This is a genomic window from Streptomyces sp. Edi2, assembly GCF_040253635.1.
GTDB lineage: Bacteria > Actinomycetota > Actinomycetes > Streptomycetales > Streptomycetaceae > Streptomyces.
Genome location: NZ_JBEJGX010000003.1, coordinates 3,342,107 through 3,367,219 on the forward strand (window position 1 = coordinate 3,342,107; position 25,113 = coordinate 3,367,219).

The 25,113-nt window shown below is 71.7% G+C and carries 23 protein-coding genes, 1 other RNA gene and 2 pseudogenes; 6 read left to right on the plus strand and 20 right to left on the minus strand.

All coding sequences use genetic code 11. The features are described from left to right. Positions 1-13: 13 nt before the first annotated feature. Positions 14-1,138 (minus strand): extracellular solute-binding protein, encoded by a 1,125-nt coding sequence (locus ABR737_RS18060; RefSeq protein WP_350256828.1) that lies wholly within the window; start codon positions 1,136-1,138, stop codon positions 14-16. A gap of 316 nt (positions 1,139-1,454) precedes the next feature. Here ABR737_RS18060 and ABR737_RS18065 point away from each other — a divergent pair, with 316 nt between their 5' ends. Both ABR737_RS18065 and ABR737_RS18070 read left to right on the plus strand, forming a co-directional pair. Then, positions 1,455-2,195, plus strand: a complete 741-nt coding sequence (locus tag ABR737_RS18065; RefSeq protein WP_350251194.1) for a GntR family transcriptional regulator — start codon at positions 1,455-1,457, stop codon at positions 2,193-2,195. A 108-nt stretch (positions 2,196-2,303) separates the two neighbouring features. Continuing rightward, positions 2,304-2,981: an HAD family hydrolase gene (locus tag ABR737_RS18070; protein WP_350251195.1), complete on the plus strand. Its 678-nt coding sequence runs from the start codon at positions 2,304-2,306 to the stop codon at positions 2,979-2,981. 126 nt (positions 2,982-3,107) lie between these two features. Here ABR737_RS18070 and ABR737_RS18075 read toward each other — a convergent pair whose 3' ends face one another. The 6 genes and pseudogenes from ABR737_RS18075 to ABR737_RS18100 all read right to left on the minus strand — a co-directional run. Further along, complete coding sequence (locus tag ABR737_RS18075) at positions 3,108-3,389, minus strand: HU family DNA-binding protein (RefSeq protein WP_006605312.1); 282 nt, start codon at positions 3,387-3,389, stop codon at positions 3,108-3,110. Between the two features lie 307 nt (positions 3,390-3,696). After that, entirely contained in the window at positions 3,697-5,130 is a 1,434-nt protein-coding gene (locus tag ABR737_RS18080) for an NAD-dependent malic enzyme (protein WP_350251196.1), read from the minus strand. A gap of 508 nt (positions 5,131-5,638) precedes the next feature. Continuing rightward, on the minus strand, positions 5,639-8,266 hold the full coding sequence (locus ABR737_RS18085; RefSeq protein WP_350251197.1) for a HelD family protein: 2,628 nt from the start codon (positions 8,264-8,266) through the stop codon (positions 5,639-5,641). A gap of 220 nt (positions 8,267-8,486) precedes the next feature. After that, complete coding sequence (locus ABR737_RS18090; RefSeq protein ID WP_350251198.1) at positions 8,487-9,230, minus strand: anti-sigma factor family protein; 744 nt, start codon at positions 9,228-9,230, stop codon at positions 8,487-8,489. After that, complete coding sequence (locus tag ABR737_RS18095; RefSeq protein ID WP_088797889.1) at positions 9,227-9,766, minus strand: sigma-70 family RNA polymerase sigma factor; 540 nt, start codon at positions 9,764-9,766, stop codon at positions 9,227-9,229. Before ABR737_RS18095 ends, ABR737_RS18090 begins: the two co-directional genes overlap by 4 nt. 269 nt (positions 9,767-10,035) lie before the next feature. Next, a pseudogene (locus ABR737_RS18100) lies at positions 10,036-10,656 on the minus strand (CGNR zinc finger domain-containing protein); the annotation flags it as partial. A 280-nt stretch (positions 10,657-10,936) separates the two neighbouring features. Here ABR737_RS18100 and ABR737_RS18105 point away from each other — a divergent pair. After that, positions 10,937-11,713 (plus strand): class I SAM-dependent methyltransferase, encoded by a 777-nt coding sequence (locus ABR737_RS18105; protein ID WP_350251200.1) that lies wholly within the window; start codon positions 10,937-10,939, stop codon positions 11,711-11,713. Positions 11,714-11,822: 109 nt separating this feature from the next. Here ABR737_RS18105 and ABR737_RS18110 read toward each other — a convergent pair whose 3' ends face one another. The 5 genes and pseudogenes from ABR737_RS18110 to ABR737_RS18130 all read right to left on the minus strand — a co-directional run bounded on the left by ABR737_RS18110 (position 11,823) and on the right by ABR737_RS18130 (position 16,092). Beyond that, positions 11,823-13,058, minus strand: coding sequence for a uroporphyrinogen-III synthase (locus ABR737_RS18110; RefSeq protein WP_350251201.1), 1,236 nt, complete (start codon positions 13,056-13,058; stop codon positions 11,823-11,825). 374 nt (positions 13,059-13,432) lie between these two features. Continuing rightward, a complete protein-coding gene (locus ABR737_RS18115) occupies positions 13,433-14,971 on the minus strand; it encodes a nitrate/nitrite transporter (protein WP_350251202.1) in 1,539 nt (512 codons plus the stop codon). Between the two features lie 132 nt (positions 14,972-15,103). Beyond that, complete coding sequence (locus ABR737_RS18120; protein WP_350251203.1) at positions 15,104-15,421, minus strand: type II toxin-antitoxin system PemK/MazF family toxin; 318 nt, start codon at positions 15,419-15,421, stop codon at positions 15,104-15,106. After that, positions 15,418-15,618, minus strand: a complete 201-nt coding sequence (locus tag ABR737_RS18125) for a hypothetical protein (RefSeq protein WP_129296106.1) — start codon at positions 15,616-15,618, stop codon at positions 15,418-15,420. The genes ABR737_RS18120 and ABR737_RS18125 overlap by 4 nt, the downstream gene beginning before the upstream one ends. Positions 15,619-15,671: 53 nt before the next feature. Then, positions 15,672-16,092, minus strand: a pseudogene (locus tag ABR737_RS18130) (ATP-binding protein). 56 nt (positions 16,093-16,148) lie between these two features. Here ABR737_RS18130 and ABR737_RS18135 point away from each other — a divergent pair. Continuing rightward, on the plus strand, positions 16,149-16,424 hold the full coding sequence (locus tag ABR737_RS18135; protein ID WP_350251205.1) for a DUF397 domain-containing protein: 276 nt from the start codon (positions 16,149-16,151) through the stop codon (positions 16,422-16,424). A gap of 20 nt (positions 16,425-16,444) precedes the next feature. Here ABR737_RS18135 and ABR737_RS18140 read toward each other — a convergent pair whose 3' ends face one another. Both ABR737_RS18140 and ABR737_RS18145 read right to left on the minus strand, forming a co-directional pair. Then, positions 16,445-16,984 carry a DUF4232 domain-containing protein gene (locus ABR737_RS18140; protein ID WP_350251206.1) on the minus strand — a complete coding sequence of 180 codons (540 nt, stop codon included), beginning with the start codon at positions 16,982-16,984 and terminating at the stop codon, positions 16,445-16,447. Between the two features lie 112 nt (positions 16,985-17,096). Further along, a complete protein-coding gene (locus ABR737_RS18145; protein WP_350251207.1) occupies positions 17,097-18,071 on the minus strand; it encodes a LysR family transcriptional regulator in 975 nt (324 codons plus the stop codon). 130 nt (positions 18,072-18,201) lie between these two features. Between ABR737_RS18145 and ABR737_RS18150 the strand changes: the two genes are divergently transcribed. Next, positions 18,202-19,611, plus strand: a complete 1,410-nt coding sequence (locus ABR737_RS18150; protein WP_350251209.1) for an MFS transporter — start codon at positions 18,202-18,204, stop codon at positions 19,609-19,611. Here the strand turns inward: ABR737_RS18150 and ssrA are convergent. The 5 genes from ssrA to ftsE all read right to left on the minus strand — a co-directional run bounded on the left by ssrA (position 19,610) and on the right by ftsE (position 23,545). Then, positions 19,610-19,979, minus strand: a transfer-messenger RNA (tmRNA) gene (ssrA, locus tag ABR737_RS18155). The genes ABR737_RS18150 and ssrA overlap by 2 nt on opposite strands. A gap of 124 nt (positions 19,980-20,103) precedes the next feature. After that, positions 20,104-20,601: an SsrA-binding protein SmpB gene (smpB, locus tag ABR737_RS18160; RefSeq protein ID WP_350251211.1), complete on the minus strand. Its 498-nt coding sequence runs from the start codon at positions 20,599-20,601 to the stop codon at positions 20,104-20,106. An 18-nt stretch (positions 20,602-20,619) separates the two neighbouring features. After that, positions 20,620-21,840 carry a S41 family peptidase gene (locus ABR737_RS18165; protein ID WP_350251212.1) on the minus strand — a complete coding sequence of 407 codons (1,221 nt, stop codon included), beginning with the start codon at positions 21,838-21,840 and terminating at the stop codon, positions 20,620-20,622. Positions 21,841-21,908: 68 nt separating this feature from the next. Then, positions 21,909-22,823: a permease-like cell division protein FtsX gene (gene ftsX / locus ABR737_RS18170; RefSeq protein WP_088797900.1), complete on the minus strand. Its 915-nt coding sequence runs from the start codon at positions 22,821-22,823 to the stop codon at positions 21,909-21,911. 32 nt (positions 22,824-22,855) lie between these two features. After that, positions 22,856-23,545, minus strand: coding sequence for a cell division ATP-binding protein FtsE (gene ftsE / locus ABR737_RS18175; RefSeq protein ID WP_328386549.1), 690 nt, complete (start codon positions 23,543-23,545; stop codon positions 22,856-22,858). Positions 23,546-23,794: 249 nt separating this feature from the next. On the opposite strand from ftsE, the gene ABR737_RS18180 reads away from it, so the two are divergent. Continuing rightward, positions 23,795-23,989 carry a hypothetical protein gene (locus ABR737_RS18180; protein WP_088797901.1) on the plus strand — a complete coding sequence of 65 codons (195 nt, stop codon included), beginning with the start codon at positions 23,795-23,797 and terminating at the stop codon, positions 23,987-23,989. A 149-nt stretch (positions 23,990-24,138) separates the two neighbouring features. Here the strand turns inward: ABR737_RS18180 and ABR737_RS18185 are convergent, their stop codons facing one another. Further along, positions 24,139-24,978 carry a hypothetical protein gene (locus tag ABR737_RS18185; protein ID WP_350251213.1) on the minus strand — a complete coding sequence of 280 codons (840 nt, stop codon included), beginning with the start codon at positions 24,976-24,978 and terminating at the stop codon, positions 24,139-24,141. Between the last annotated feature and the right edge of the window lie 135 nt (positions 24,979-25,113).

A 25,113-nucleotide genomic window follows, 5' to 3' on the forward strand; every position in this document is an offset into this window, starting at 1 on the left:
GGTGAGTGGGGGGTCAGCCGACGGCCTTGCCCCAGCCCTCGTTGATGGCCGCCTTGGCGGCGTCCTCCTGTTCCGGTGTGGGGAACTTCGGGGTGCCGTGGACCTCGGGGAGGCCTGCTGCGGCCTTCTTGTCGGCGGTGCCGTCCTTCTCCATGCGGTCGAGGAGGGCGGGACGGGAGTAGCCCCGCAGCCAGATGTTCTGGCCCTGGGGGCTGTAGAGGAATTCGAGCCACAGCCGGGCGGCGGCGGGGTGCGGGGCGTAGGCGTTGACGCCCTGGTTGTAGTACTGCGAGTACGGGCCGTCGGACGGCACGGCGACCTGCCAGTCGACGCCCTTGGCCAGGAGTTCCTTGCGGTAGCCGAGGTTGAGGTAGTCCCAGTCGAGGGAGATCGGGGTCTCGCCCTTGCGGATGGTGGCCGGTGAGGACTCGACGGGCACGAAGTTGCCGCGCTGCTTGAGCTTCTTGAAGAACGCGAGGCCGGGCCGGACGTCGCCGAACGAGCCGCCGCTGGCGAGCGCGGCGGCGAAGATCGCGGAGAACGCCGAGGACGACTCCGCCGGGTTGCCGTTGAGCGCGATCTTGTTCCGGTACTGCGGCTCCAGCAGCTCGGCGAAGGTCTTGGGGCACTTCTTGACGGCCTTGGCGTCGCAGCCGATGGAGATATAGCCGCCGTAGTTGTTGAGGTACGAGCCGTCGGCCTGTTTCTGCGCGCGGGGGATGTCCCGCCAGCCGGTCACCTTGTAGGGCGCGAGCAGCCGCTTGCCCTGGGCGTTGCGCATGAACGCGGTGCCCAGGTCGAGGGCGTCGACGGCGCGGTCCTGGCCCCGGCGCTTGTCGGCGGCGCCGAGGGCGAGCTGGCTGGTGCCGCCGGGGTTCTCGTTGTTGACCTCGATGCCGTACTTCCGCTCGAAGGTCTTGATCATCTCGCCGTAGTTCGCCCAATCGGGGGCCAGCGCATAGACGTTGAGCCGGCCTTCCTTCCTGGCGGCCTTGACGAGGGCGTCCATGCCGCCGAGGTCCGCGGCCGAACGGGCGGTGGCCGCCTTGCTGGTGACGGCGGCCGGGGCGTAGCCGCAGCCACCGGTGGCCGTGGCGGTCACAAGGACCGCGACGCCGCCGGCGAACGCCCGGCGCATACCCGCCGGTCGGGGTGGCTTCACTGGTTACTCCTGGCTCTTTGGCCCTCCACCTGTATGGACAAGCCGCCGTCTAGTAAGCCCCGTCAAAATAACCGGAAGATGAACCCCAGACCAACCCCCTGGAGCAGAAAAACCGCAGGTCATAAGCGTTATAATGGAAAAGGTTTAGAGCTTGGCGCAGCGGTTAGACGCATACCCCGTGGCTACGTGGACATCTACATCTGTGCACAGCTGACCCGATCGTTCCGGCCCTGTCCGCAGGGCCAGGAGCCGTCCTGCCAGCCACCTCACCACCAGGCCGCGAGGAGTCCCCTTGACCCGACGCCACCAGCAGATCGCCGAGGCGCTGCGCCGGGAGATCACCGACGGGCGGCTCCCCGTCGGCAGCGCACTGCCCCCGGAGACCGAACTCGCCGCCACCCACGGCGTCTCGCGCGGCACGGTCCGCCAGGCGCTCGCCGCGCTGCTCTCCGAAGGCATGATCGGCTCCCGCCAGGGCGCCCGGCACCTCGTCCTGAGCACCGCGCCCAGCCAGAGCTTCACCGAGCTGCGCAGCTTCGCCCAGTGGGCGCACGCGGGCGGCCACACCCCCGGCGGCCGGGTCCGCGAGAGCGTCCGCGGCACGGCCGGCGCCGAGGAGGCCGCGCTGCTGCAACTGGCCCCCGGCGACGAGGTGCTGCGGGTGCTGCGGCTGCGGACCCTGGACGGCGAGGCGGTGTTGCTGGAGCGAACGGTCTACGCGGGCTGGATCGCCGGTGCGGTCGAGGAGCTGCCCGACGGCTGCGAGTCGGTCACCCAGGCACTCCTGGACTCCCGCGGGCTGGTGTTCGCCCACGGTGAGCACCACTTGGACGCCCTGGCGGCCGGCACCGTGGACGCCCGGGAGTTGCGGGTGCGACGGGGCAGCCCGCTGCTGCGCGTGCGCCGCACCACGACCACCGCGGAGGGCCGCCCCGTCGAGACCTCCGACGACCGCTACCGCCCCGGCGCGGTGGTCTTCACCGTCCGCAACTCCACCCAGGCCAACCCGCTGGCCCGCACCCCGGCCGACTGACGCCGGGCGCCGCCGCCTGCCCCGGGCGCCACCGCGCCGCCGCGCCGCCGGCCTCCCGCCCCCACGCCTGACTCCTCACGCCCTCTCCAGCGAACTGCGAGCCCGCCCATGCCCGTGATCCCCCCGCCCGCCCCCACGCTCCCCGCGGCCCTGCTGTGCGACATGGACGGCACCCTCGTCGACACCGAGCACCAGTGGCTGGACGCGGTGGCCGGATTCCTGCGGGAGCAGGGCCTCGCGGCCACCGACGAGGTGCTGGCGGACTTCGCCGGGGCCCCGGTGGACGACGCCGCCCGGCGCCTGGTGCGCGCGTACGGGGTGCGCTGCGACGTCACCCGGACGGCCGCCCGGCTGGACCGGGACTTCACCGCCCGGGTCGCGGCCGGTGTCACCGTCCAGCCCGGTGCGCTGCGGCTGCTGGACCGGGCGCGGGCCCTGGGCATCCCGGCCGCCCTGGTCACCGCCTCCGAACGACATGTCGCCGATCTGGTGCTGCGCACCCTCGGCGCGCACCGCTTCGCCCTGTCGGTCACCTCGGGCGAGGCGCCGCGCGGCAAGCCGCACCCCGACCCCTATCTGGCCGCCGCGGCCGGTCTCGGCGTCGACCCGGCCGACTGCCTGGCCGTCGAGGACACCCCCACGGGCGCCTCGGCGGCGCTGGCGGCGGGCTGCCGGCTGCTGGCCGTACCGAGCGTGCCGGGCATCGTCCCTGGCCCCCGCACGGCCGTGGTGGCCTCTCTGGCGGACGTGGACCTGGCGGACTTCCCGTTCGCCCGTCCCGCCTGATCGCGGCGGACAGCGGCCGCCCCGGACGGGCGCAGCGCCGCTTTCCGGACCGCAACGCCCCCGGGGCATACGGAAAGGCGGTCATCCCTGGGAGGGATGACCGCCTTTGTGCCGTGCTAGGGGGTGTTACTTACCCTTGGCGGCTTCCTTGAGCTTGGAGCCCGCGGAGACCTTCACGCTGTAGCCGGCCGGGATCTGGATCGGGTCGCCGGTCTGCGGGTTGCGCGCGGTGCGAGCGGCACGGTGGGTGCGCTCGAAGGTCAGGAAGCCGGGGATGGTGACCTTCTCGTCGCCCTTGGCGACGACCTCGCCGGTCACCTCGGCGAGGGCGGCCAGAACGGCGTCGGCGTCCTTGCGGGTCACCTCGGCGCGATCGGCCAGAGCGGCCACCAGCTCACTGCGGTTCATGTTTGTACTCCCGTGTTCTTCTTGCCAATGAGGCGTGAGATCGAAGCCGATGCTGCCAGGGTCCTCGGACAGTCCCCGGACCCGGGTCTGGTGCCAGACCCTCGCGCCCGATTACGCATCCTGCCCCCACCTGCGGCGGTAAAGCCAATCCGGCACCCAGGAGGGTCACACGAAAAGCGCCACTGCCTCGTTAGTGGTGACGCTCCGTATCATTCCCGCTCCGGGCCGGCCCCACAGGGCGGCGGTCGCTTGCTGCCCGCCACCCTATGGGGGCCCCAACGACGGCGTGTCCAGCGACGCGCCGTACTCAGACCGTCGTGGTGGCCGTCACAGACGGGTCGCCGCTCTTGGCCGCTTCCCGGACCGCTCCGGCCACCGCGCCCGCGACCTTCTCGTTGAAGACGCTGGGGATGATGTAGTTCGGGTTGACCTCGTCCTCCAGGACGACATCCGCGAGGGCACCGGCCGCGGCCAGCATCATCTCGGTGTTCACCGTACGGGAGTGGGCGTCCAGCAGGCCGCGGAAGACGCCGGGGAACACCAGGACGTTGTTGATCTGGTTCGGGAAGTCCGAGCGGCCGGTGGCCACGACGGCGGCGGTCTGCCGGGCGACGGCCGGGTCGACCTCCGGGTCCGGGTTGGCGAGTGCGAACACGATCGCGCCGTCGGCCATCTGCGAGACGTCGTCGCCGTCCAGGACGTTGGGCGCGGAGACGCCGATGAAGACGTCCGCGCCGACCACGGCCTCCTTGAGGGTGCCGGTGACCCGCTCGGGGTTGGTGTTGTCGGCGATCCAGCGCAGCGGCGAGTCCGGGTCGGCGTCGACCAGGTCCGGGCGGCCCGCGTGCACCACGCCGTGGATGTCGGCGACGACGGCGTGCTGGACGCCGGCCGCGAGCAGCAGTTTGAGGATGGCGGTGCCGGCCGCGCCCGCGCCGGACATCACGACCCGGACGTTCTCGGTCTTCTTGCCGACGACGCGCAGCGCGTTGGTGAGCGCGGCGAGCACCACGATGGCGGTGCCGTGCTGGTCGTCGTGGAAGACCGGGATGTCCAGGGCCTCCCGCAGCCGCGCCTCGATCTCGAAGCAGCGGGGCGCGGAGATGTCCTCCAGGTTGATGCCCGCGAAGCCGGGGGCGATGGCCTTGACGATCTCCACGATCGCGTCGGTGTCCTGGGTGTCCAGGCACAGCGGCCAGGCGTCGATACCGGCGAAGCGCTTGAAGAGGGCCGCCTTGCCCTCCATGACGGGCAGCGCGGCCTTGGGGCCGATGTTGCCCAGGCCCAGCACCGCGGAGCCGTCCGTGACGACCGCGACGCTGTTGCGCTTGATGGTCAGGCGGCGGGCGTCCTCGGGGTTGTCGGCGATGGCCTGGCAGACGCGGGCGACGCCGGGGGTGTAGACCATCGACAGGTCGTCGCGGTTGCGGATGGGGTGCTTCGACGACATCTCGATCTTGCCGCCGAGGTGCATCAGGAACGTACGGTCGGAGACCTTGCCGAGCGAGACGCCCTCGATGTGGCGCAGCTGCTCGACGATCTCGTCGGCGTGGGCGGTGGAGGTGGCCGCGATGGTGACGTCGATCCGGAGCTTTTCGTGCCCGGATGCCGTGACGTCGAGGCCGATCACCGAGCCTCCGTTGGACTCTACGGCCGTGGTGAGCTGGGAGACCGCGGTTCCGCTCGCGGGCACCTCCAGCCGGACCGTCATCGAGTAGGAGACGCTGGGCGCCGTTGCCATGGCCGACTTCCTCTGCTTTCACCGTGTTGCTGGATTGCCGTCCGATCGTCGCACCTACCGCGGAGTACGCGGTAGCCGCCTCGCATTGCGAACATTGTGTTCGCGGGCACGGCGACTCCGGAAAACAACTTCCATCATACGAGAATATGCGTCCACGACGAAGAGGCCCACGTCACCGGGTGACGTGGGCCTCTTCCGCTGGTCTATGACACCGACCCGCCATGCTCGCCTCGCGGCAAGTGGTCGCTCGTAGCGACGATGGTTGGGCCCGGGGGCTTGGATCGGGCCGGTGCCGTCACCCAGGCTAACAAACCATCCCCGGAAGCGAATCCCGTCCCGCGGGCTGTATTTCAAGACCCCTCGTACGGCGGCGCGCAGCACCCGGCCGCGCCCGCCGTACGGGTGCCGGACCGGGGCCCGGCGGGGTGCGGAGGCGGGGGGACGGCGGGGCACAGAGCCGGGGACAGCGGGGCGCAGAGCCGGGCCCGGCGGGCCCCGCCCGCCCGGGTCAGTCCCGCAGCAGGTCCGGCACCCCGGCCGCGTCCGGTTCGTCCCGTGCGGCCGACAGCACGGTCAGCTGCTGGGTGGCCCGGGTCAGCGCCACGTACAGCACCCGCAGCCCGGCCGGGGACTCGTCGGCGATCTCGGCGGGCGAGACCACCAGGGTGGCGTCGTACTCCAGCCCCTTGGCCTCCAGGGAGCCCAGCGCCACCACCCGGTCGCCGAGCGGGGCGAGCCAACGGCGGGCCTGCGCGCGGCGGTTCATGGCCACCACGACGCCGACCGTGCCGTCCACCTCGCCCAGCAGCCGCCCGGCCTCGGCGACCGTGGCCTCGGCCAGCGCCGCGTCGCCGTCGGCGGCGGCCCGGTCCGCACGGTCCGCCCGGTCCCCGTCCGCGACGCGCGCGAAGCGGGGCTCCAGGCCCGTGGAGCGGACCGCCTTCGGCGACTGCATCCCGGGCATCGCCAGCGCCAGCACCCTGGCGGCCAGTTCGGCGATCTCCGCGGGGTTGCGGTAGTTCACGGTGAGCGTGAAACGGCGGCGCGGGCGGGTGCCCAGCGCCTCGTCGCGGGCGACGGCGGCCTCGTCCGGGTCGGACCACGAGGACTGCGCGGGGTCCCCGACGACCGTCCAGGTCGCGTGCCGGCCGCGGCGGCCGACCATCCGCCACTGCATCGGCGTCAGGTCCTGCGCCTCGTCGACGATGACATGGGCGTAGTCGGTGCGCTCCTCCTCCAGCCGTTCGCGCCGGCTGCGGCCGCCGCCGTTGCGCTCGGTGTAGGTCGTCAGCTCCTCCAGGCCGGTCAGATGGTCCAGCGGGTCGGCCTCGCGCGGCCGGGGCGGGCGCATCGGGGCGCCGAGGATCATCTGCAGCTCGTCCAGCAGGGCGACATCGTGCACCGACAGCGGGCCCTTCCCCGCGGCCCGGTCGGGAGTATCCCCGGCGGCGGCCGGGGCGGCACCCGTGCCGTCCAACCGCCGCAGGGAGCGGGCCAGTTGGCGGACCTCGCGCTGGTTGAGGACCCGGCGCGCCCAGCGGCCCAGCAGGCGCTCGTCGGCCATCGCGGCGAGCACCCCGCGCGGGGTCAGCTCGGGCCACCAGGCGTCCAGGAACTCCTGGAAGCCGGACTCGGTGGTGATGTCCTCGTCGAAGCCCTCACGGGCCTCGGCGGCCAGTTCGGGGTCGGTGTAGCGGCGGGCGGCGCCGGACTTGGCCCACAGGGCGTCCAGGATCAGCCGCCGGGCGCGCGGGCGCAGCAGATTGACCGGGGCGGTGCCGCCGAGCGCGGACTGCCGGATGGAGTGCAGCTCGTCGGCGTCCAGCTCGATCCGGCCGCCGAAGGCGACGACCCGCAGCCGGGCGGGGGCGGCCGGGGCGGGGCGGGAGGGTCTGGAGCGGGTCCGGCGGCCCGGACGCTCCCCGCCGCCGGAGCCGTTCCCGGCCCCGTCGCCCGCGGGCGTGGGCGCGGGCGCGGCGAAAAGATCCTCCAGGGAGAGCTGGCCGCCCCCGCCCGGCCCCTCGCCGGCGCCTTCCTTGCCGGTGCCGCCCGGCTCCTCGCCGGTGTCCTCCGGCGCCGCGGCCACCGGTCCTGCCAGCTCCAGCGCCCCGCGGGCCGCCTTGCGCAGCAGCTTCTGCATCCGCGACGAGCCCTTGATACGGGCCACCGCCGGCGGGTCGTACGCGGTCGCCTCGGCGCCGTCCACGAGCGAGCCGAGCGACCGGATGGCGACCTGGCCCTCCTCGCCGAGCGACGGCAGGACGCCTTCGGTGTACGCGACCAGCAGCGGCGTCGGGGAGACGATCAGGATGCCGCCCGCATAGCGGCGCCGGTCCTGGTAGAGGAGGTAGGCGGCGCGGTGCAGCGCGACCGCGGTCTTGCCCGTGCCGGGGCCGCCCTCGACCTCGGTGACGGAGGCGGCGGGGGCCCGGATCACCATGTCCTGCTCGGCCTGGATGGAGGCGACGATGTCCCGCATGGTGTGGCTGCGGGCCCGGCCGAGCGCGGCCATCAGCGCACCGTCACCGATCGCGGGCAGCTCCTGGCCGTCCAGCGTCGCGGTGACCTCGGGGCGCATCAGGTCGTCCTCGACGCCGAGGACCCGGCGCCCCTTGGAGCGGATCACCCGCCGCCGGACGACCCGGCCCGGGGCGACCGGGGTGGCCCGGTAGAAGGGCGCGGCGGCCGGCGCCCGCCAGTCGATGACCAGCGGGGAGTAGTCCGCGTCGAGGACGCCGAGGCGGCCGATGTGCAGCGTCTCGGCGATCGCGGCGCGATGGTCCTCGATCGCGCCGTCGGCCGGCTCGACGGAGGTGAAGGCGCCGTCCGGCCCCTTCTTGCCGTCCTTGCCGAGGAGCAGGTCGATCCGGCCGAAGAGGAAGTCCTCGTACTCCGAATTCAGGCGGTGGAGATGGACGCCGGCCTGGAAGACCTGGGCGTCGCGCTCGGCGAGCGCGCCGGGCGTGCCGACCTGGCCGCGCTTGGCGGCGTCGTCCATCAGGAACTCTGCCTCGTGGATCTTCTCCTCGAGGCGCCGGTAGACACGGTCCAGATGCGTCTGCTCGGCTTCGATCTCGCGGTCGCGAACGGAATCCGAAGCGTGATCCGGTGCGTGCGTGGCGTTGTGCGCGGCCACCCAGGCCCCCTTCTCCTGTGCGTAGGGCAGCCGTCAACCGTACGCGAACCAGGCACCGTGCGCACCTGGGGAAAGGGACAAAGTCGGGCGATTTTGGTCGGATGTTGAATCAAGCCGCTACATCGGGCGGACCCGGTCGGGGGGATTGCCGGTCGAAGGCATGGCGGTCCTTGACGGGCGCCCCGTGCCGTACCCGGCCCGGGGCGCCGGACCGCGCCGCTCAGACGTTCACCTTGGCCAGCCGCTTGCCCTCCGTGGTGGTGACCTCGAAGTGGTCGATGTCGCCGCGGTTGAAGCCCGCGCCGCCCGCCGCGTACAGGGGCTCGCGGTTCCACTTCGCGGTGCCGCCCGGGATGCCGTAGCCCCCCTTGGGCACCGCCCAGGTGGTCACGGTCTGCCGCTTGCCGTCCTTGCCGACGGCGACCAGGCCGCAGGTGAGCGGCCCCTTGACGTTGGCGAGTTCCAGGACCACCTGGGTGCCCCAGGGCCGGGCGGCCATCGAGACGCCCGCCGAGACCTTGGTGTCCGGGTCGACGGAGCTCGCCTTCTCGCCCGCCGCGTACTGGGCCCGCACGGCGTTCGCCAGCGGCGGCGCCGGCTTCTCACCGGAGTCCTGGGGGCCCAGCTTCAGCGCGGCGAGCGGCCCGCCGACGATCAGCACGACGGCGGCGGCGACCAGGAACAACCGGCGCCGGGCACGGCCCCGCCGGGTGGCGGCGACCTCGCCCATCAGCCCGTCCAGCAGCCCCGGGCCGGGGACGGCCGTGATCGTCTGCGGGGTAGGAGCGGACTGTTTGAACTCGGCCAGTACCGGTGTCAGGCCCATGAGTTCTTCGAGTTCGGCCGCGCACCGGTGGCAGCCGACGAGATGCGCCTCGAACCGGTCGGCGTCGGCACCGTCCAGGACACCCAGCGCATAGGCGCCGACGTCGGTGTGCCGGTCCGGCTGCGTGGGCGGGTTCACTCCGTTACTCCTCGTTCCTCTAGCGAGAGTCTCAGGGAGCGCAGCGCGTAGAACACCCGGGACCGCACGGTCCCGGCCGGTACGCGCAGCACCTCCGCTGCCTCGTTGACCGTACGTTCCTTGAAATACGTCTCGACGAGGGCCTCTCGATGGGCCTGGCTCAGGTCGCTCAGCGCCTCGGAGATCGTCATCATGCGCAGCGCGCGGTCGATGACATCCGCGGCCGGCATCGTCTCCAGAGGGGTCGGATCGACCTCTTGGGGCCGCGCCTTGCGACTGCGGTGCCCGTCGATCACGATCCGCCGTGCAACGGTCACCAGCCAGGGTCGTATCGAGCCGGTCGCCCGTTGCAACTGGTCGGCGTTGCGCCAGGCGCGCACCAGCGTCTCCTGCACCACGTCCTCCGCGCGGTGCCGGTCGCCGGCCACCAATCGCAGGACGAAGGCGAGAAGCGGGCCCGCGTGATCGTCATAGAGGGCTCGCATGAGCTCCTCGTCAGGTGTCGTCCTGTCTGCCACGACGGCATCCTTACGCACTCCAACTCCCGGGTCGATAGCCCAGATCGCCCAAGATCGCCGGGGGACCCTGCCATGAATCGGACTTGCGGTGAGGAGTACGGACGGGACGGGCGGGTTACTCAGAGTTCGGCGGAAAAATTTTCCGCTCCGGTCACGACGCCCTGACCAGCACTTCCGTTCTGGTCCCTGCGGCCGGCACTTCCGGCCTGCTCCCGCTGACCGGCGACCTGTTCCCGCCGGCCGACGCTTCCGTTCTGCTCCCGCTGACCAGCACTTCCGTTCTGGTCCCTGCGTACCGTCGTCCGCCGCCGGTGGCGGGCCACCCGCTCCCGGTTGCCGCACACCTCGCTGGAACACCAGCGGCGGCGACGTCCGCGCGAGGTGTCCAGATAGACCAGGGTGCAGCTCTCGCCCTCGCACTGCCGCAGCTGCTGCCGGGCCACCGCGTCGGTCAGCAGCCCGATCGCGTCCCGGGCCACCGCGGCCAGCAGCCCGGCGCAGTCGGGCGGGCCGTCCAGGGCACGGGCCAGGGAGCCGTCGACGGTGCGTACCGCATGCGCGGCGGGCGGCTGCCCGGACGCGGCCGCGGAGTTGAGCAGCGCCAGATCGGCCTCGGCCGCCCGGCCTCGCAGCTCGTCGTGCACCACCCGGCCCAGCAGCTCGCGCAGGGCGCGGAAGCGGGCGACCCAGCCGCCGTCGACGCCGTCCAGCGGGGTGCCGGGCGGCACCAGACCCGCTCCGACCAGCCAGGCCCGCAACTGGTCCGGGCCGGTGAGCCGTTCGGCGGTGGGCCGTTCAGCGGTGGGCCGTTCTCCGGTGAGCCGTTCGGCGGGGGCGCCGCCGGCCGTGGCCGCCAGGTCCAGGCAGATCCGCCCGCAGTCGAACCGCAGGTCGCAAGGCGCCGCCATGTTCCTGTCACTTCCTTAGGGCCAAACGTGTGTGCTTCCAGAGTGCCCGGCCCACGAGCCCGCCGGAACCCTCCGGAGGCGGCCGCTCCACGGACGCTGACAAGTAAACACGACATGTAGACCCTAGGTGTATACGCCTTATGTATAGTTCGCGGCGCGGCGGTTCACGGGGCGCGCGCCCCGTCCCGCCGCACGCCGTCGCGCCTGCCACGGCGCCTGCCGCAGTGCCTGCCGTAGCGCTTTGCCGTAGCGCTCCTCGCCCTTCAGGAGGAAGGTCTCCATGCCGCGCACGTCCCTGCTCACCAACCGCGCCAGCCTGACCCACAAGATCGGCTACGCGGTCCGCCACCCGGCCCGGATCACTCCGTACGTCAAGCGCACCGCCCGCGACACCTGGCTCCGCCTCAAGCACCCCGACCATGTCGCGTACTACCGGGCGGTGATAGCCTCCGACACGGGCCGCAATCCGGAGGCCGCGGTCGGCAGCCGCAGCCATGAGCGCTGGCTGGCGCTGGGCGAGATGCAGTTCGACTACCTGGCCGAACACGGTCTGACGCCCGGCCACCGGATGCTGGACATCGGCTGCGGCAACCTGCGCGCCGGATGGCGCTTCATCGCCCACCTGGACGCCGGCCACTACTACGGCATCGACATCTCGCCGGACATCCTGATCTCCGCGAAGCAGACCCTGACCGCCTACGAGCTCCAGGCCAAGCTGCCGCACCTGACGATCACCCAGAATCTGACGCTGGACTTCCTGCCGTCCGCCCACTTCGACGTCGTCCACGCGCACAGCGTCTTCTCGCACTCACCGCTCGGCGTCATCGACGAATGCCTCGCCCATGTCGGCCGGATCCTGGCGCCCGGCGGCTTCTTCGACTTCACCTTCGACCGCACCGAGGGCGCCGAACACCAGGTGCTGCGCGAGGACTTCTACTACCGGACCGAGACCCTGCTCGACCTGGCCCGCAAGCACGGCCTGGAGGCGCGCTTCATGGAGGACTGGGAGAGGCGGCCGCACGGCCAGTCCAAGATCCGGGTGAACAACCCGGCGTAGGGGGTGGCTCTGCGCTGCTGTCCGCCGTACGTGTCCGTGCTGCTCGCTGCTTCTGCCCGCCGTACGTATCCGTGCTGCTCGCCCCTGCTGCCCGCCTGACGTGTCCCCGCTACTCCCCGCCGTACTTGTCCGTGTCCGCATGCGGGTCGAGCGACAGCCGGTAGCCGCGCTTGACGACCGTCTGGATCAGCTTGGGCGCGCCCAGCGCCCCCCGCAGCCGGGCCATCGCGGTCTCCACCGCATGCTCGTCCCGGCCCGCCCCCGGCAGCGCGCGCAGCAGATCCGCACGGGAGACCACCCAGCCCGGGCGACGCGCCAGCGCACGCAGCAGCGCCATCCCGGCCGGCGGCACCGGCCGCAGCGCACCGTCCACCACGACGGCGTGCCCGCGGATCTCCAGCGACCGCCCGGCCACCGGCAACGGCTTCACCCGGCCCGGGAGTTCCCGGCACAGCAGCTGCACCAGCGGCCCGAGCCGGAAGCGCTCCGGCTGCAGCGTGGGGACGTCCTCCGCCTGGAGCGGCAGCGCGGTCACCGGCCCCACGCACACCGGCAGCACCTCACGCCGCAGCGCCGCCAGCACCTCCTCGCGGATCCCCCGCTCCCCGGCCCGGCGCAGCAGTGACGCGGCGGCCGGCGCGCTGGTGAAGGTCACCGCGTCCAGGGACCCCGCCAGCATCGCGTCCAGCAGCCGGTCGACCGGCCCGATGTCCTCCGGCGGCATCCACCGGTACACGGGGACGCCGACCACCTCCGCACCGCCGGCCCGCAGCGCCTCCACGAAGCCCGGCAGCGGCTCCCCGTGCAGCTGCAGGGCCACCCGGCGCCCGGCGACGCCCTCCGCCAGCAGCCGGTCCAGCACCTCGGCCATCGACTCGGAGGCCGGCGACCACTTCTCGGTCAGCCCGGCCGCCCGGATCGCACCGCGTACCTTGGGCCCGCGCGCCAGCAGCTCCACTCCGGTCAGCCGGTCCAGCAGCGCCTCGCCGAGGCCCCAGCCCTCCGCGGCCTCCACCCAGCCGCGGAAGCCGATGGCGGTGGTGGCCACGACGACATCGGGCGCCCGGTCGATCAGGTCCCGGGTCACCGCCAGCAGCTCGGTGTCGTCCGGCAGCGGGACGATGCGCAGCGCCGGCGCATGCATGACCTGCGCGCCGCGCCGCTCCAGCAGGGCGCCCAGCTCCTCCGCCCGCCGGGCCGCGGTCACCCCGACGGTGAACCCGTCGAGCGGCCGGACGGCCGATTGCGGCTCGGACTCCGGCCTCGCTTCCGGCCTCGCTTCCGACGCCGCCGGCTCCCGCCCGTCGTGCTCCCGCTCGTCCTGCTCCTGCTGCTGATCGTGCATGGTCGTCCCGCTCCGCCCAGAGTGGTGTTCTGCTGTGTACTACCGCGTACTTCGCCGTAGTTGCCTGTACTGCCGTGTGCTGCACTGCCGCCGCGGCTCGGGCGGCACCACGTGCCAGGGTGTCAAGAAGCCAAGGTGCCAACGGCACGTGACGGTCCCGGTCCTCCAGTATTTCCCCGCGGTTACGACAGGGCCGCCTCTGCCCGCGCCGTACGGGCTAGTGAACCCACCAGGAACCCACCACCGGACGGCCAGGGGGCGGCCAGGGACAGTCAGGGGACGGCCAGGGCGACCAGACACCACCACCACGGGGACCGGACACCACCACCAGCGCCCCGCCCGGCCCTCCACGCCCGCCCGTCCCGCCCGGCCGCTCACACCTCCACGTACACCGTCCCCCGCTCCCCGTCCCCCGCGGACGCCGCAGCCGACCCGTCCGCCTCACCCACCGGCGCCTGCGCCCCCTGCCCCGTACGCCGCCCGCGCACCGCCGGACGCAGGTAGACGCCCCAGGTCACCGCCCCGCACACCACGTAGCAGGCCAGGAACGACACAAACGCCGGGGTGCCCGACCCGGCCACCAGGAACGACTGCCGGAAGGCCAGGTTGATGGCCAGCCCGCCGAACGCGCCCACCGCCCCGATCAGCCCCATCGCCGCCCCCGAGAGCCGCCGTCCGTATACCGCGGCCTCCTCCCCCGCCAGCCCGCGACGCAGCGCCTGGGCCTGGAAGATCCCCGGAATCATCTTGTACGTGGAGCCGTTGCCGAGCCCCGTCAGCACGAACAGCGCGATGAACCCGGCCAGGAACACCGGCAGCGACCGCTCCGCCGACGCGTAGATCACCACGCCCGTGGCCAGGCCCATCGCCGCGAAGTTGCCCAGGGTGATCCGGGCGCCGCCGAACCGGTCCGCCAGCCGCCCGCCGACCGGCCGGATCAGCGAGCCCAGCAGCGGCCCGAGGAACGTCAGCGAGGCGGCCTGCAGGGGCGTACGCGCGAACTGGTTCTGCAGCACCAGCCCGAAGGCGAAGCTGTAGCCGATGAACGACCCGAACGTGCCGATGTACAGCAGCGACATCACCCAGGTGTGCGGCTCCCTGGCGGCGTCGAGAGCCGCCCCGGTGTCGTTCGTCACCGGCGCCAGGTTGTCCATGAACAGCGCCGCGAGCACCGCCGCGAGGACGATCAGCGGCACATAGACGGCCAGTACGATCCGCGGATGCGCGGCCCCCGCCGTCCCGATCACCAGCAGCCCCAGCAACTGGATCACCGGCACCCCGATGTTGCCGCCACCGGCGTTCAGCCCCAGCGCCCACCCCTTCTTCCGCAGCGGATAGAAAGAGTTGATGTTGGTCATCGAGGAGGCGAAGTTCCCGCCGCCGACCCCGGCCAGCGCCGCGACCAGCAGAAACGTGCCGTACGACGTGCCCGGCTCCATCACCACCGCCGCCATGGCGGTCGGCACCAGCAGCATCGTCGCGCTGAGCACCGTCCAGTTGCGCCCGCCGAACCGCGCCACCGCGAAGGTGTAGGGCACCCGCAGCACCCCGCCCACCAGCGTCGGCACCGCCACCAGGAAGAACTTCCCGGCCGGATCGATCCCGTACTCCGGCCCCATGAACAGCACCATCACCGACCACAGGCTCCAGACGGAGAACCCGATGTGCTCGGAGACCACCGAGAAGGCAAGATTCCGCCGCGCGACCCGCTCCCCCGTCTCCCGCCAGAACCCCTCGTCCTCGGGATCCCAGTACTCGATCCACCGTCCGCCCCTCCGCGCACGGCCCCCGGTACGGCCCCCGGTACGGCCCTCGGTACGGCCCTCGGGACCGCCCCCGGAACCACCGGTACGGCCACCGGCAGGGCTGTCATCGGGCTTCTCGCTACGGGTCTCTGCTGCCGCGGCCGTCATCGCGCCTCCCAGGGGGTCGGGTCCTGCTCCCCGACGCTAGGGACGACGGATTTCCGTACGGTGCCGCCCGGTGACGGCGACGCAACCTTGCACTCACGCGGCGGGGCGGCGGGCGGTGAGGGACGGACCTTGTCAGAGCCCGAGGTAACGCGTCACGGCATGTTCGACTTCGGCGAGTTCATCACGGTCGAGATAGTGGATGGGGTCACCGTGAATGAAAGAGGTATCGACCGTGCGGATCTGATCGACCAGAAACCTCGTACTGGTCCCTGCCAGTGCAACCTCGGGCCGGAAGACCGAGGGCTGCGCACTGGTGGACGTCGGGACAACGGTGGCGACGCTCCAAGGCATGGATGTAGGGCTCAGCACCAGGCCGAAACGGCGCCCTCGCTGCTCGTGCCCGCGCTTCGCATCGCCGAAGTCGACGCGGTAGACGGCGCCGCGGATCACCAGGCGTCCTCTTCCGTGGTCAGGTCCTCACCGGCAAGGCGCTCTGCGTCGCTGCGGGCATGGGAGAGCCATTCCTCACGCTCCAGGAGCCGCAGCGCACGCCGGATCACGTCACTGGTTCCCTCGCCACCACGCATGGCGTCCTTGATGATCCGCGCATCCTCTTCGGTGGGCCGAAACCCTATCGTTGCTGCCATACAGGACAGATTAAAGCCGTGTGCAACACCTGTCCAACGGTTGTAGTACACCTTCACCGCCAGGCCGGTCGCAGGGCGAACCCACACCAGACGGCCTTGCCGGGCGTCCGCTCCCCCACGCCCCACTTGTCCGCCGGCGCCTCCACCGGCAGTATCCCGCGCCCGTCCTCGTCCACCGGCCCGGCGCCCGTCCGCACCCGCGGCCACCCGTCCCCGCTGTGCTGCCCCTCCAGCCGCAGCACCCCACCCGCGGGCGGCCACACGTACGGCTGGAAACCGCGCCCCGGCGGCACCCCGTGGCGCAGCGCGTTCGCCGCCGGCTCGCTCACACACAGCAACACCGCGTCCGCCGGCTCCCCGACAGCCCCACTCCGCGAGCGCCGCCCGCATCAACTCCCTCGCCCTCGGCACCGATCGTCGCTCAGGCCGGTAGAACCGCTCGCGTGCGCAGGGGAGTTGCCTCTCTCCGTTCATACGACGACGGTCGCAGTGCGCAACTACGGTGCCCAGTACGCGATCCCGTACTCGTGATGAGTACGGGCGCACATAAGGTCACCGGCACCGGGCTGAACGGGCCATGCGTGCTGCTGGAAACCCCCGACCACCCACACTTGGCCTATGCCGAGGCGCAACGCAGCAGCGTGCTGACGTCCGACGCCGATATAGGGGGCGCCGCCCACCCGTCCACCCTCCACATCCGCGACTCCAAGGACCCACAGGGCCCGCACCTCGACTTCTCGCCGGGCGCCTGGGCCTCGTTCACCTCGTACGCCTCAGGTAGCGCTGCCGCCACACCAGCCCCGTAACCGAGGCCCCGTAACCGGGGCTATTCGGCCGCCTCCCGCGGCGGGCCCATCCATATCCGGTCCGCGCAGAGGGTCATCCGCAGGCGCTTGCCCTTCTCGTCCCGTGCCACGACCGCCTGGCGGCCGGGGTAGTCACGCGGCGCGGACACCACGGCGAGGTCGTTGGTGACCATGGCGGCGTTCGGCTGGGTGCCGGCGGGGCAGTCCCGGTAGCGCAGGGGGGCCGTGATGGTCCCGCCGCGCGGCAGGTCTATCGGCAGGGTCTTGCCATGGCCCTGGGCGTCCGACTCGGGCCCCTTGCCGAGGTGGACCTCGAAGGCCGGGAATCCGTGGAACACACAGGGCCCGGAACCGCTGTTGGCGATGGACAGCCGGGCCTCGCGCTGTTCGGTGTGCGGCTTCTTCTTCAGGACGGTGAGCGTCCAGCGCAGGCCCTTGGTCGTGCACTGGGCATGCAGCGCCGACATCCGCGCCGAGCCGCAGCCGGTCAGGGCCAGGCCCGCCGTGGCGGTCAAGGTCAGCGCGGCCGCCACCACCGCGAGATGTGAAGGCCGTCGCACGGCTCCCCCTGTTCGTTCCTGACGGATTTCCTTGCCGTTAAGGAAAGAATTCACGCGCCCGGGGTTGCCTCTGCGGCCGTATCTTCTTCCGAACGCCGCATACGCCAGGCCGTCACCCCCGTAAGCCCATCACCCGCGCATCCGCCTCCGGGAGCCACCACGCCCTGCCCGGCGGCGCCAACCAGCCGTGCCGGCCGGCCAGTTCGCGAGCGGCCGCCCGCAACGCGTCCAGCCCGGGATGCCGCAGGCCCCGCCGCCACACCATCGAGACCGGTGAGAGCGGTACGGGATCGACGAGCGGCCGCAGCACCATGCCCGGCACCTCGATGAACTCCACACTCGCCAGTACCGACCACCCCCGCTTGCGCACCACCCGGACGAACTCCTGCGAGCCCTCGATCTCCGGGAACGGCTCGGCGGCCGCTATGCCGCGGCCCGCGAACAGCCGCTCGGCCAGGTCCGTCCACTCCGCGGTCTGCGGATTCCCGGCGGCCGCGTACAGCGTCTCGCCGGCCAGTTCACCGAGGGCGACGGCGGGCCGTGCGGCCAGTGGATGGTCCTCGCGCAGCAGGACCGCCATCGGCTCCAGCCGGACCGGCTGATGGTCGAGACCGGCCCGCACGGCGGGCGGCAGCGCCGCGATCCGGCCGAAGGAGACATCTAGGCGGCCGGCCGCCACCTCGGCCGCCGCGCCGGTCAGCCCGCTGTGGAAGCGGGCGACCAGCTCACAGCTGTCGGGCACCCGGTCCCTGGCCGCCTCCAGCACCCCGTGGGCGGTACCGATCGGCACCCCCACATCGACCAGCAGCGGCCGCTCGGGGGCGGCCCGGAAGGCGGCGGCCAGCTCGTCGTGCGCGGCCAGCACCCGCCGGGCGAGGGGCAGCAGCCGTGCCCCGTCCGCCGTCAGGGAGACCTGGCGGGTGGTCCGTACGAACAGCGCGGCGCCCAACTCCCGCTCCAGACGCCGGATGTCGCGGCTCAGCGCCTGCTGGGCGACGTAGAGCCGGGCGGCGGCGCGGGTGAAGTGCAGTTCCTCGGCGACGGCGAGGAAAGCACGGAGCAGGCGCGGATCGATGTCGTACGGCATCGGGTCATCCTGGCAGCAGCGTTTTCTGCCGGTGCTTGCCGCGGGCCGCCGCACACTGACAACACAGGTGCGTGAATGGGCGCTGACCAGGTGTTGGACGGGCGGCCTTGGCGACAGCGACCGTAGAGGCATGATCCTCTTCCTCGCCGCCCGCCCGGTCACCTCCCCCACTCTCGGCTCCGCTCGACCGGGGGGACCCCCATCGCCCGTACGCCCGGCCCCGCGGCGCGTCCGCCTCCGCACCCGCTTCCGTCCCCTCTTCCGCTTTCGTCCCCTCGCCCCCTACCGCCGGATCTTCGCCGTCCCCGGCACCCGCGCCTTCACGGCCGCCAACCTGCCGGCCCGCCTCCCCATGGGGATGCTCAGCGTCAGCGCGGTGCTGATGATCGCCGGCTCGCGCGGCTCCTACGCACTGGCCGGAGCGGTCACCGCGACCGGGCTGGCGGCGACGGCGCTCGCCGGGCCGTGGACCGCCCGGCTGGTCGACCGTCACGGCCAGGCCCGGATCGCGGTCCCGGCCACCGCGCTCGCCGTCCTCGACTCGCTCGCCCTGCTCCTGTGCGTCCACTACGGCGCGCCCGACTGGACCCTCTTCGCCTGTTACGCGGCCACCGCCACCACCCCCAACACCGGCGGGCTGTCCCGGGCCCGCTGGGCGCACCTCTTCCGCGACGACCCGGCCGCCCGGCACACCGCCAACTCCTTCGAACAGGCCGCCGACGAGCTGTGCTTCCTGCTCGGGCCGGTGCTCGCCACGCTGCTGTGCACCACCCTCGCCCCCGAGGCGGGCACGGCGGTGGCCGCGGCGCTGCTGCTGACCGGGGTGCTGCTGTTCGCGGCCCAGCGCCGCACCGAACCACCCGTGACGCCGGCCCCGGCCACCGGCAGGACCCGCTCTCCCCTGCGCCTGCCGGGGCTGCCACCGCTCCTGGCCACCTTCCTCGCCACCGGCGCGGTCTTCGGCTCCCTGGAGGTCGTGACGCTCGCCTTCGCCGACGCGCACGGCATACGGTCCGCGGCGGGCGGACTGCTCGCCCTGCAGGCGGCGGGCTCCTGCGCGGCCGGGCTGCTCTACGGCCTGCTCCGCCCGACCAAGGGCGTCCCTCCCGGCTCCTCAACCGCTTGGGGGGCCGCCGGCCACCGCTTCCTCGGCTGCACCGCGGCGATGGCGGCCCTGATGCTGCTCCCGCCGCTCGCGGCCACGACAGGGGGCCCGGCGACGCTGGCCGTCGCACTCCTCCTGGCCGGTATGGCGACGGCGCCGACCATGGTCACCGGCATGGGACTCGTCCAGTCGCTGACACCGCCAGGGCAGCTCAACGAGGGCATGACGCTCGCCGTGACCGCGCTGCTGGGCGGGATCGCGGCCGGATCGGCGGGCGGCGGCTGGGCGGTCGAGCACCTGGCCGGGGCGGGCGCGGCCTACGGGGTGCCCGCGGCGGCGGCCGCCCTCGCGGCGGCCGTCACCCAGCTCACGGCACGCAAACGACTCAGGCCCCGCCGTCCTGGGACGGCGGGGCCTGGGCCTCACATGGGATGAGTGGAGATGGCGGGAATCGAACCCGCGTCCAACGGTGCGGAATCAGGGCTTCTCCGAGTGCAGTTCGCTGCGATTTTCTCGGCCCCGGAGATCACGCGAACAAGTCTCCGACGGGCTCAGCCACTGTTTGATTTCCTTCTAAACCCCGTGACCGGGTCTAGAAGTTTAGTTCCCTAGTCGATGCCAGGATCCGGGTCGGGAACAGCCCCGGGCTGACACTTCGCAAGTCGCTACTTAGGCAGCGAGGGCGAAGGAATCGCGCTTGGTATTGGCGATTATTGGTTGCGACATATGGTTAACGAGATCATTGCCGCTTCCTCGACTCGCTTCCCCTGCTTCGACATCCGCTGTCGAAACCGATCATCCCCATGTTGATTTTTCAAGGTGGTACCCACACCCCTCGTGGGGTGTGCTCCCATCGTACGGGAACAACGCGGGCCGGTGCCAGCGTATTCCCTCGCGGACCGGCCGGTACGGGCCCGTCCGGGCAGATCAGGCCCGCTGCCGGCGCCGCGCCGCCGAGATGGCGCGGTCCGTCTCGCGGCGGTCCTGCTGCTCGCGGAGCGTCTGCCGCTTGTCGTACTCCTTCTTGCCCTTGGCCAGGGCGATCTCGACCTTGGCCCGGCCGTCCTTGAAATAGAGGGCCAGCGGCACGATCGTGTGCCCCGACTCCTGGCTCTTGGCCTCCAGCTTGTCGATCTCCACGCGGTGCATCAGCAGCTTCCGCTTGCGCCGCGCGCTGTGGTTCGTCCAGGTGCCCTGGGCGTATTCGGGGATGTGCACGTTGTGCAGCCAGGCCTCGCCCCGGTCGATCTGGATGAAACCGTCCACCAGCGACGCCCGGCCCTGCCGCAGCGACTTCACCTCGGTGCCGGTCAGCACCAGGCCACACTCGTAGGTGTCCAGGATGAGGTAGTCGTGCCGCGCCTTCTTGTGCTGCGCCACGAGCTTGCGCCCGGGGGTCTTGTCCTTGCCCTTGTCCTTAGCCATAGTGCTGCCATTTTCGCACTACGCACCGCCCCCGAGGCCACTCAATACTGTGCGAGCCCGTTTCTCCGCCCCGGATCCGACCGTGACGTCGGGGGTGAGGCCGTCGCCGTCGGCATTCCGGCCGGACGGCGTGCGGTAGTGGCCGACGGTCAGCTCGGCGACCGAACCGTCCGCCAGCGTGCTGGGCATCTGCACCGTGCCTTTGCCGAAGGTCCTGGAACCCACCACGAGCGCCCGCCCCCGGTCCTGGAGCGCCCCGGACAGCAGCTCGGCGGCGCTCATCGTGCCGCCGTCGACGAGGACGACCAGGGGGATACGGGTGTTGCCGCCCCGCCGGGCGTACAGCGCGCGCTGGCTGCCGCGTACGTCATACGTCGCGACCAGACCGCCGTCGAGGAAGGCGGAGGCGGTGGCCACCGCCTCGGTGACCAGGCCGCCGGTGTTGCCGCGCAGATCGAGCAGCATGCCGCCCTGCGGGGAGGCGCGGCGCACCGCCCGGCGGACCACCGCACCGGTGCCCTTGCCGAACGCGGCGATCTTGACGCGGGTCGGGCCGTGCGCACCGGCAGGACGGTCGATGACGACGTTGCGGGATCTGAGCCGGGTGCGGTGCAAGGCGGCCGACCAGCGGCGGGTGCCGCGCTGCAGGTCCAGTGTCACGGGGGTGCCGGCAGCGGCGGCGGGCTGACCGGAACCGCCGGTGGCGGCGCCGCGCAGCCGGGCGACGACGTCGGTGACCGGCGCGCCCCGGGAGGGGCGGCCGTCGACGGCGCGCAGCCGGTCGCCCACGGCGATACCGGCGCGCGCGGCGGGGCCGCCGGGCTGGACCCGGGACACCTCGATCCGGCCGTGGGGCGCCTGCCGCACCCAGAGCCCGACGCCGACATAGCCGCCGTCCAACTGCGCCTGGAAATCCTTGAACTCGTCCGCGCTGTAGATCGTCGACCAGCGGTCGCCGCTGCGGCTGACGACGTCAGCGGCGGCCTGCGCACCGGACTTGCCGTCCTCGACGGCCTCGGAAGCGGCGCGCTCGACGGCCGCGCGGTCCGCGGTGGCGGACTCGGGGACCCGTGCGCCGGACGCCGCGCGGGCCGGTGCGGGCCGCCCGGCCGCGCCCTGGGCACTCTCGCTCCAGGTGCCGGTCGCCGCGCCGGTGGCGAGCACGCCGGCGAGGAACAACGTCAGGGCCGCCCCGCGGCGAATGCGGCGGGGCCGGTCGTACGAACACGGGCCCGACATGCCGGTGAGTCTAGGGGACAAAAGGGCGCCGTACGGCAAGTTGACCGTACGGCGCCCCTTGGCAAAGCTCACACCTTGAGGTACTTGCGCAACGCGAAGAACGCGGCGAGCGCGGGCATCAGCAGCCCGATCAGGAGGACCAGCGGGAGCACCGCCGCGACCGAGTCCCAGCCGATGAAGTTGACCACCTGGATCTTCTTCGCCAGCCAGTTGTTGATCAGGGCGTACTTGCCGCCGACCAGCAGCACACAGGCAAAGGCCGCGCCCAGCAGCCCCGCAATGGCGGCCTCCAGGATGAACGGCATCTGGATATAGAAGCTGGACGCTCCCACCAGCCGCATGATCCCGGTCTCCCGCCGGCGGCTGAACGCCGACACCCGGACGGTGTTGACGATCAGCATCAGCGCAACGACGAGCATCAGCGCCATCACGACTATCGCGGCGATGTTCATGCCGTTGAGGAGGTTGAACAGCGGCTCGACGGTGTCCCGTTGATCCTGTACTTCCTGGACGCCGGGCCGTTCGGAGAACGCCGACTTGATGACGGCGTACTTCGTCGGGTCCTTGAGCTTGACGCGGAAGGACTCGGGAAGCTGGTCGGGCGTCACCACTCCGGCCACGGGCGTATCGCCGAACTGCTCCTTGTAGTGCTTGTAGGCCTGGTCGCTGGACTCGTACACCACCGGCTTCTGCACGATCGGCAGCCGGTCGAGCTCGGCCTTGATGTCGTTCTTCTGCTGCTGGGTGGCCGCACCCTTGGCGCAGTTGGTGCCGGTGTCGGCATCGTTCTTGTTGCAGAAGAAGATGGAGACGTTGACCTTGTCGTACCAGTAGCCCTTCATCGTGCTGACCTGGTCGCGCATCAGCAGCGAGGCGCCGAACAGGCCCAGCGAGAGGGCTACGGAGACGATGACTGCGAAGGTCATCGTGAGGTTTCGGCGGAGACCGACGCCGATCTCCGACAGGACGAACTGGGCGCGCATGGCGTCCTTTCAGTACTGGGGGCCGTACACGCTTAGTGCTGGTAGCCGTACACGCCGCGCGACTGGTCGCGTACGAGCCGGCCCTTCTCGAGTTCCATGACCCGCTTGCGCATCTGGTCGACGATCTGCTGGTCGTGGGTGGCCATGACCACCGTCGTACCGGTCCGGTTGATCCGGTCCAGCAGCTTCATGATGCCGACCGAGGTCTGCGGGTCGAGGTTGCCGGTGGGCTCGTCCGCGATGAGCAGCATCGGGCGGTTGACGAAGGCCCGGGCGATGGCGACGCGCTGCTGCTCACCACCGGAGAGCTCACCCGGCATACGGTCCTCTTTGCCGCCGAGTCCGACGAGTTCGAGGACCTCGGGAACCGTCTTGCGGATCTGGCCGCGCGGCTTGCCGATCACCTCGAGGGCAAAGGCGACATTCTCCCCCACGGTCTTGTTGGGGAGCAGCCGGAAGTCCTGGAAGACCGTGCCCACCTGGCGCCGCATCTGCGGGACCTTCCAGTTGGAGAGCTTCCCGAGGTCCTTGCCGAGGACGTGCACATGGCCGTGGCTGACGCGCTCCTCGCGCAGCAGCAGCCTCAGGAAGGTGGACTTACCGGAGCCCGAGGAGCCCACCAGGAAGACGAACTCGCCGCGCTCGATCTCGAGCGAGACGTCCCTGAGTGCAGGGCGGTTCTGCTTCGGGTAAGTCTTGGAGACGTTGTCGAATCGGATCACTGATGCACCACGGTCGACCTGAATAGGGGCACGGTTGCCGAGTTGCGGCTCCCGTCGGTGTGCGTGACCATACGCGAACCTCGCAGGGCGGCCCAGTCGGCGTAGGCGGTTGGTGCGCTTATTCACGGCACCTACGGGACAAAAGGCGCACAATTCTGCGGGGCGCGCCGTTTGGGCCATGAGCTGGCACAGTGGGAGAGGGAACCAATGCGCCTTCCGGTGCGTTGGTGCAGTGGAGAAGGAGGTCGCATGACGTACGACCGACTGGTGTGCGCCAACTGCGCGGCCCCTGTGAACGAGGGCCGCTGCCCCGTGTGCCGGGCCAGCAGAGAACGTCTTCAGCAGCAAGCGGGCGGTATCTTCGCCCAGCTCAGCCCGGCGATGCTGGTGGCGCTGATGATCGTGCTGATCGCGCTGGGTGTACTGCTCCACCAGGCCGTCTGACACCGATCCGCCCGACACCCGTACGGGACTTTCCCGCCGACCACCCGTACGAGGACTTTCCGGCGGCCGTCACACAAACGCCGAGGGGCCCGGGACGCATCATGCGTCCCGGGCCCCTCCAGCTGTACTCCAGCTGTACCGCGTCAGCGTCAGGCCGCCGCGGCGCCGCCGCCGTTCTTGTTGACCAGACGGGGCAGCATACGGAAGCCCACACCGCCCGCGATCATCGTCGCGGCGCCGATCAGCAGGAAGGTGGTGCCGGAGGAACCGGTCTCCGCCAGCTCACCGCCCTTGGCCTGCTGCTTTGCCTGACCGGGCGTGTCAGCGATCTGCTCCTTGCCCTGGCCGGGCTGCTCGATCGGCTTGGTGCCCTCGTTGTCGGTGCCGGTGCCGGTGCTGGAGTTGCCACCGGTGGTCTCGTCACCGCCGGTGGTGCTCCCACCGGTGGTGTCGTGGCCGCCGGTGCTACCGCCGGTGGTGTCGTGACCGCCGGTGCTGCCACCGGTGGTCTGGTCACCGCCGGTGGAACCACCGGTGGTCTGGTCGCCACCAGTGCTGCCACCAGTGGTCTCGTCACCGCCGGTGCTGCCACCGGTGGTCTGGTCACCGCCGGTGGAACCACCGGTGGTCTGGTCGCCACCAGTGCTGCCACCAGTGGTCTCGTCACCGCCGGTGCTGCCACCGGTGGTCTGGTCACCGCCGGTGCTGCCACCGATGGTCTCGTCGCCGCCGGTGCTGCCACCGATCTCGCCGCCGGTGGAGCCACCGGTGGTCTCGTCGCCACCGGCCGTACCGCCGGTGCTGTCGTCATCGGTGCCGCCGCCGAGGACATCACCGAGGATGCCGCCGAGCAGACCACTGCCACCCTGGTTCGTGCCAGAGTTGACATCAGCCGCAGATGCAGCTCCGGCCGCGGTGAGCGACGCACCGGCCGCAATCACTGCGCCGGCCGCAATGCGCGCTACGCGCAGCCGCGTCTTCTTCGTCATGTACTGCTACCCCCAGTAGCTGAACTCGTCATGGGTGCACCGCTGTACGGGGCGACGAGCCGATGTCGGGGTGCACGAGCTTCGGCTCCGCACTGCGGGCAGGCCGCTCAATTCCCCGTTCTTACACGCGCCCCA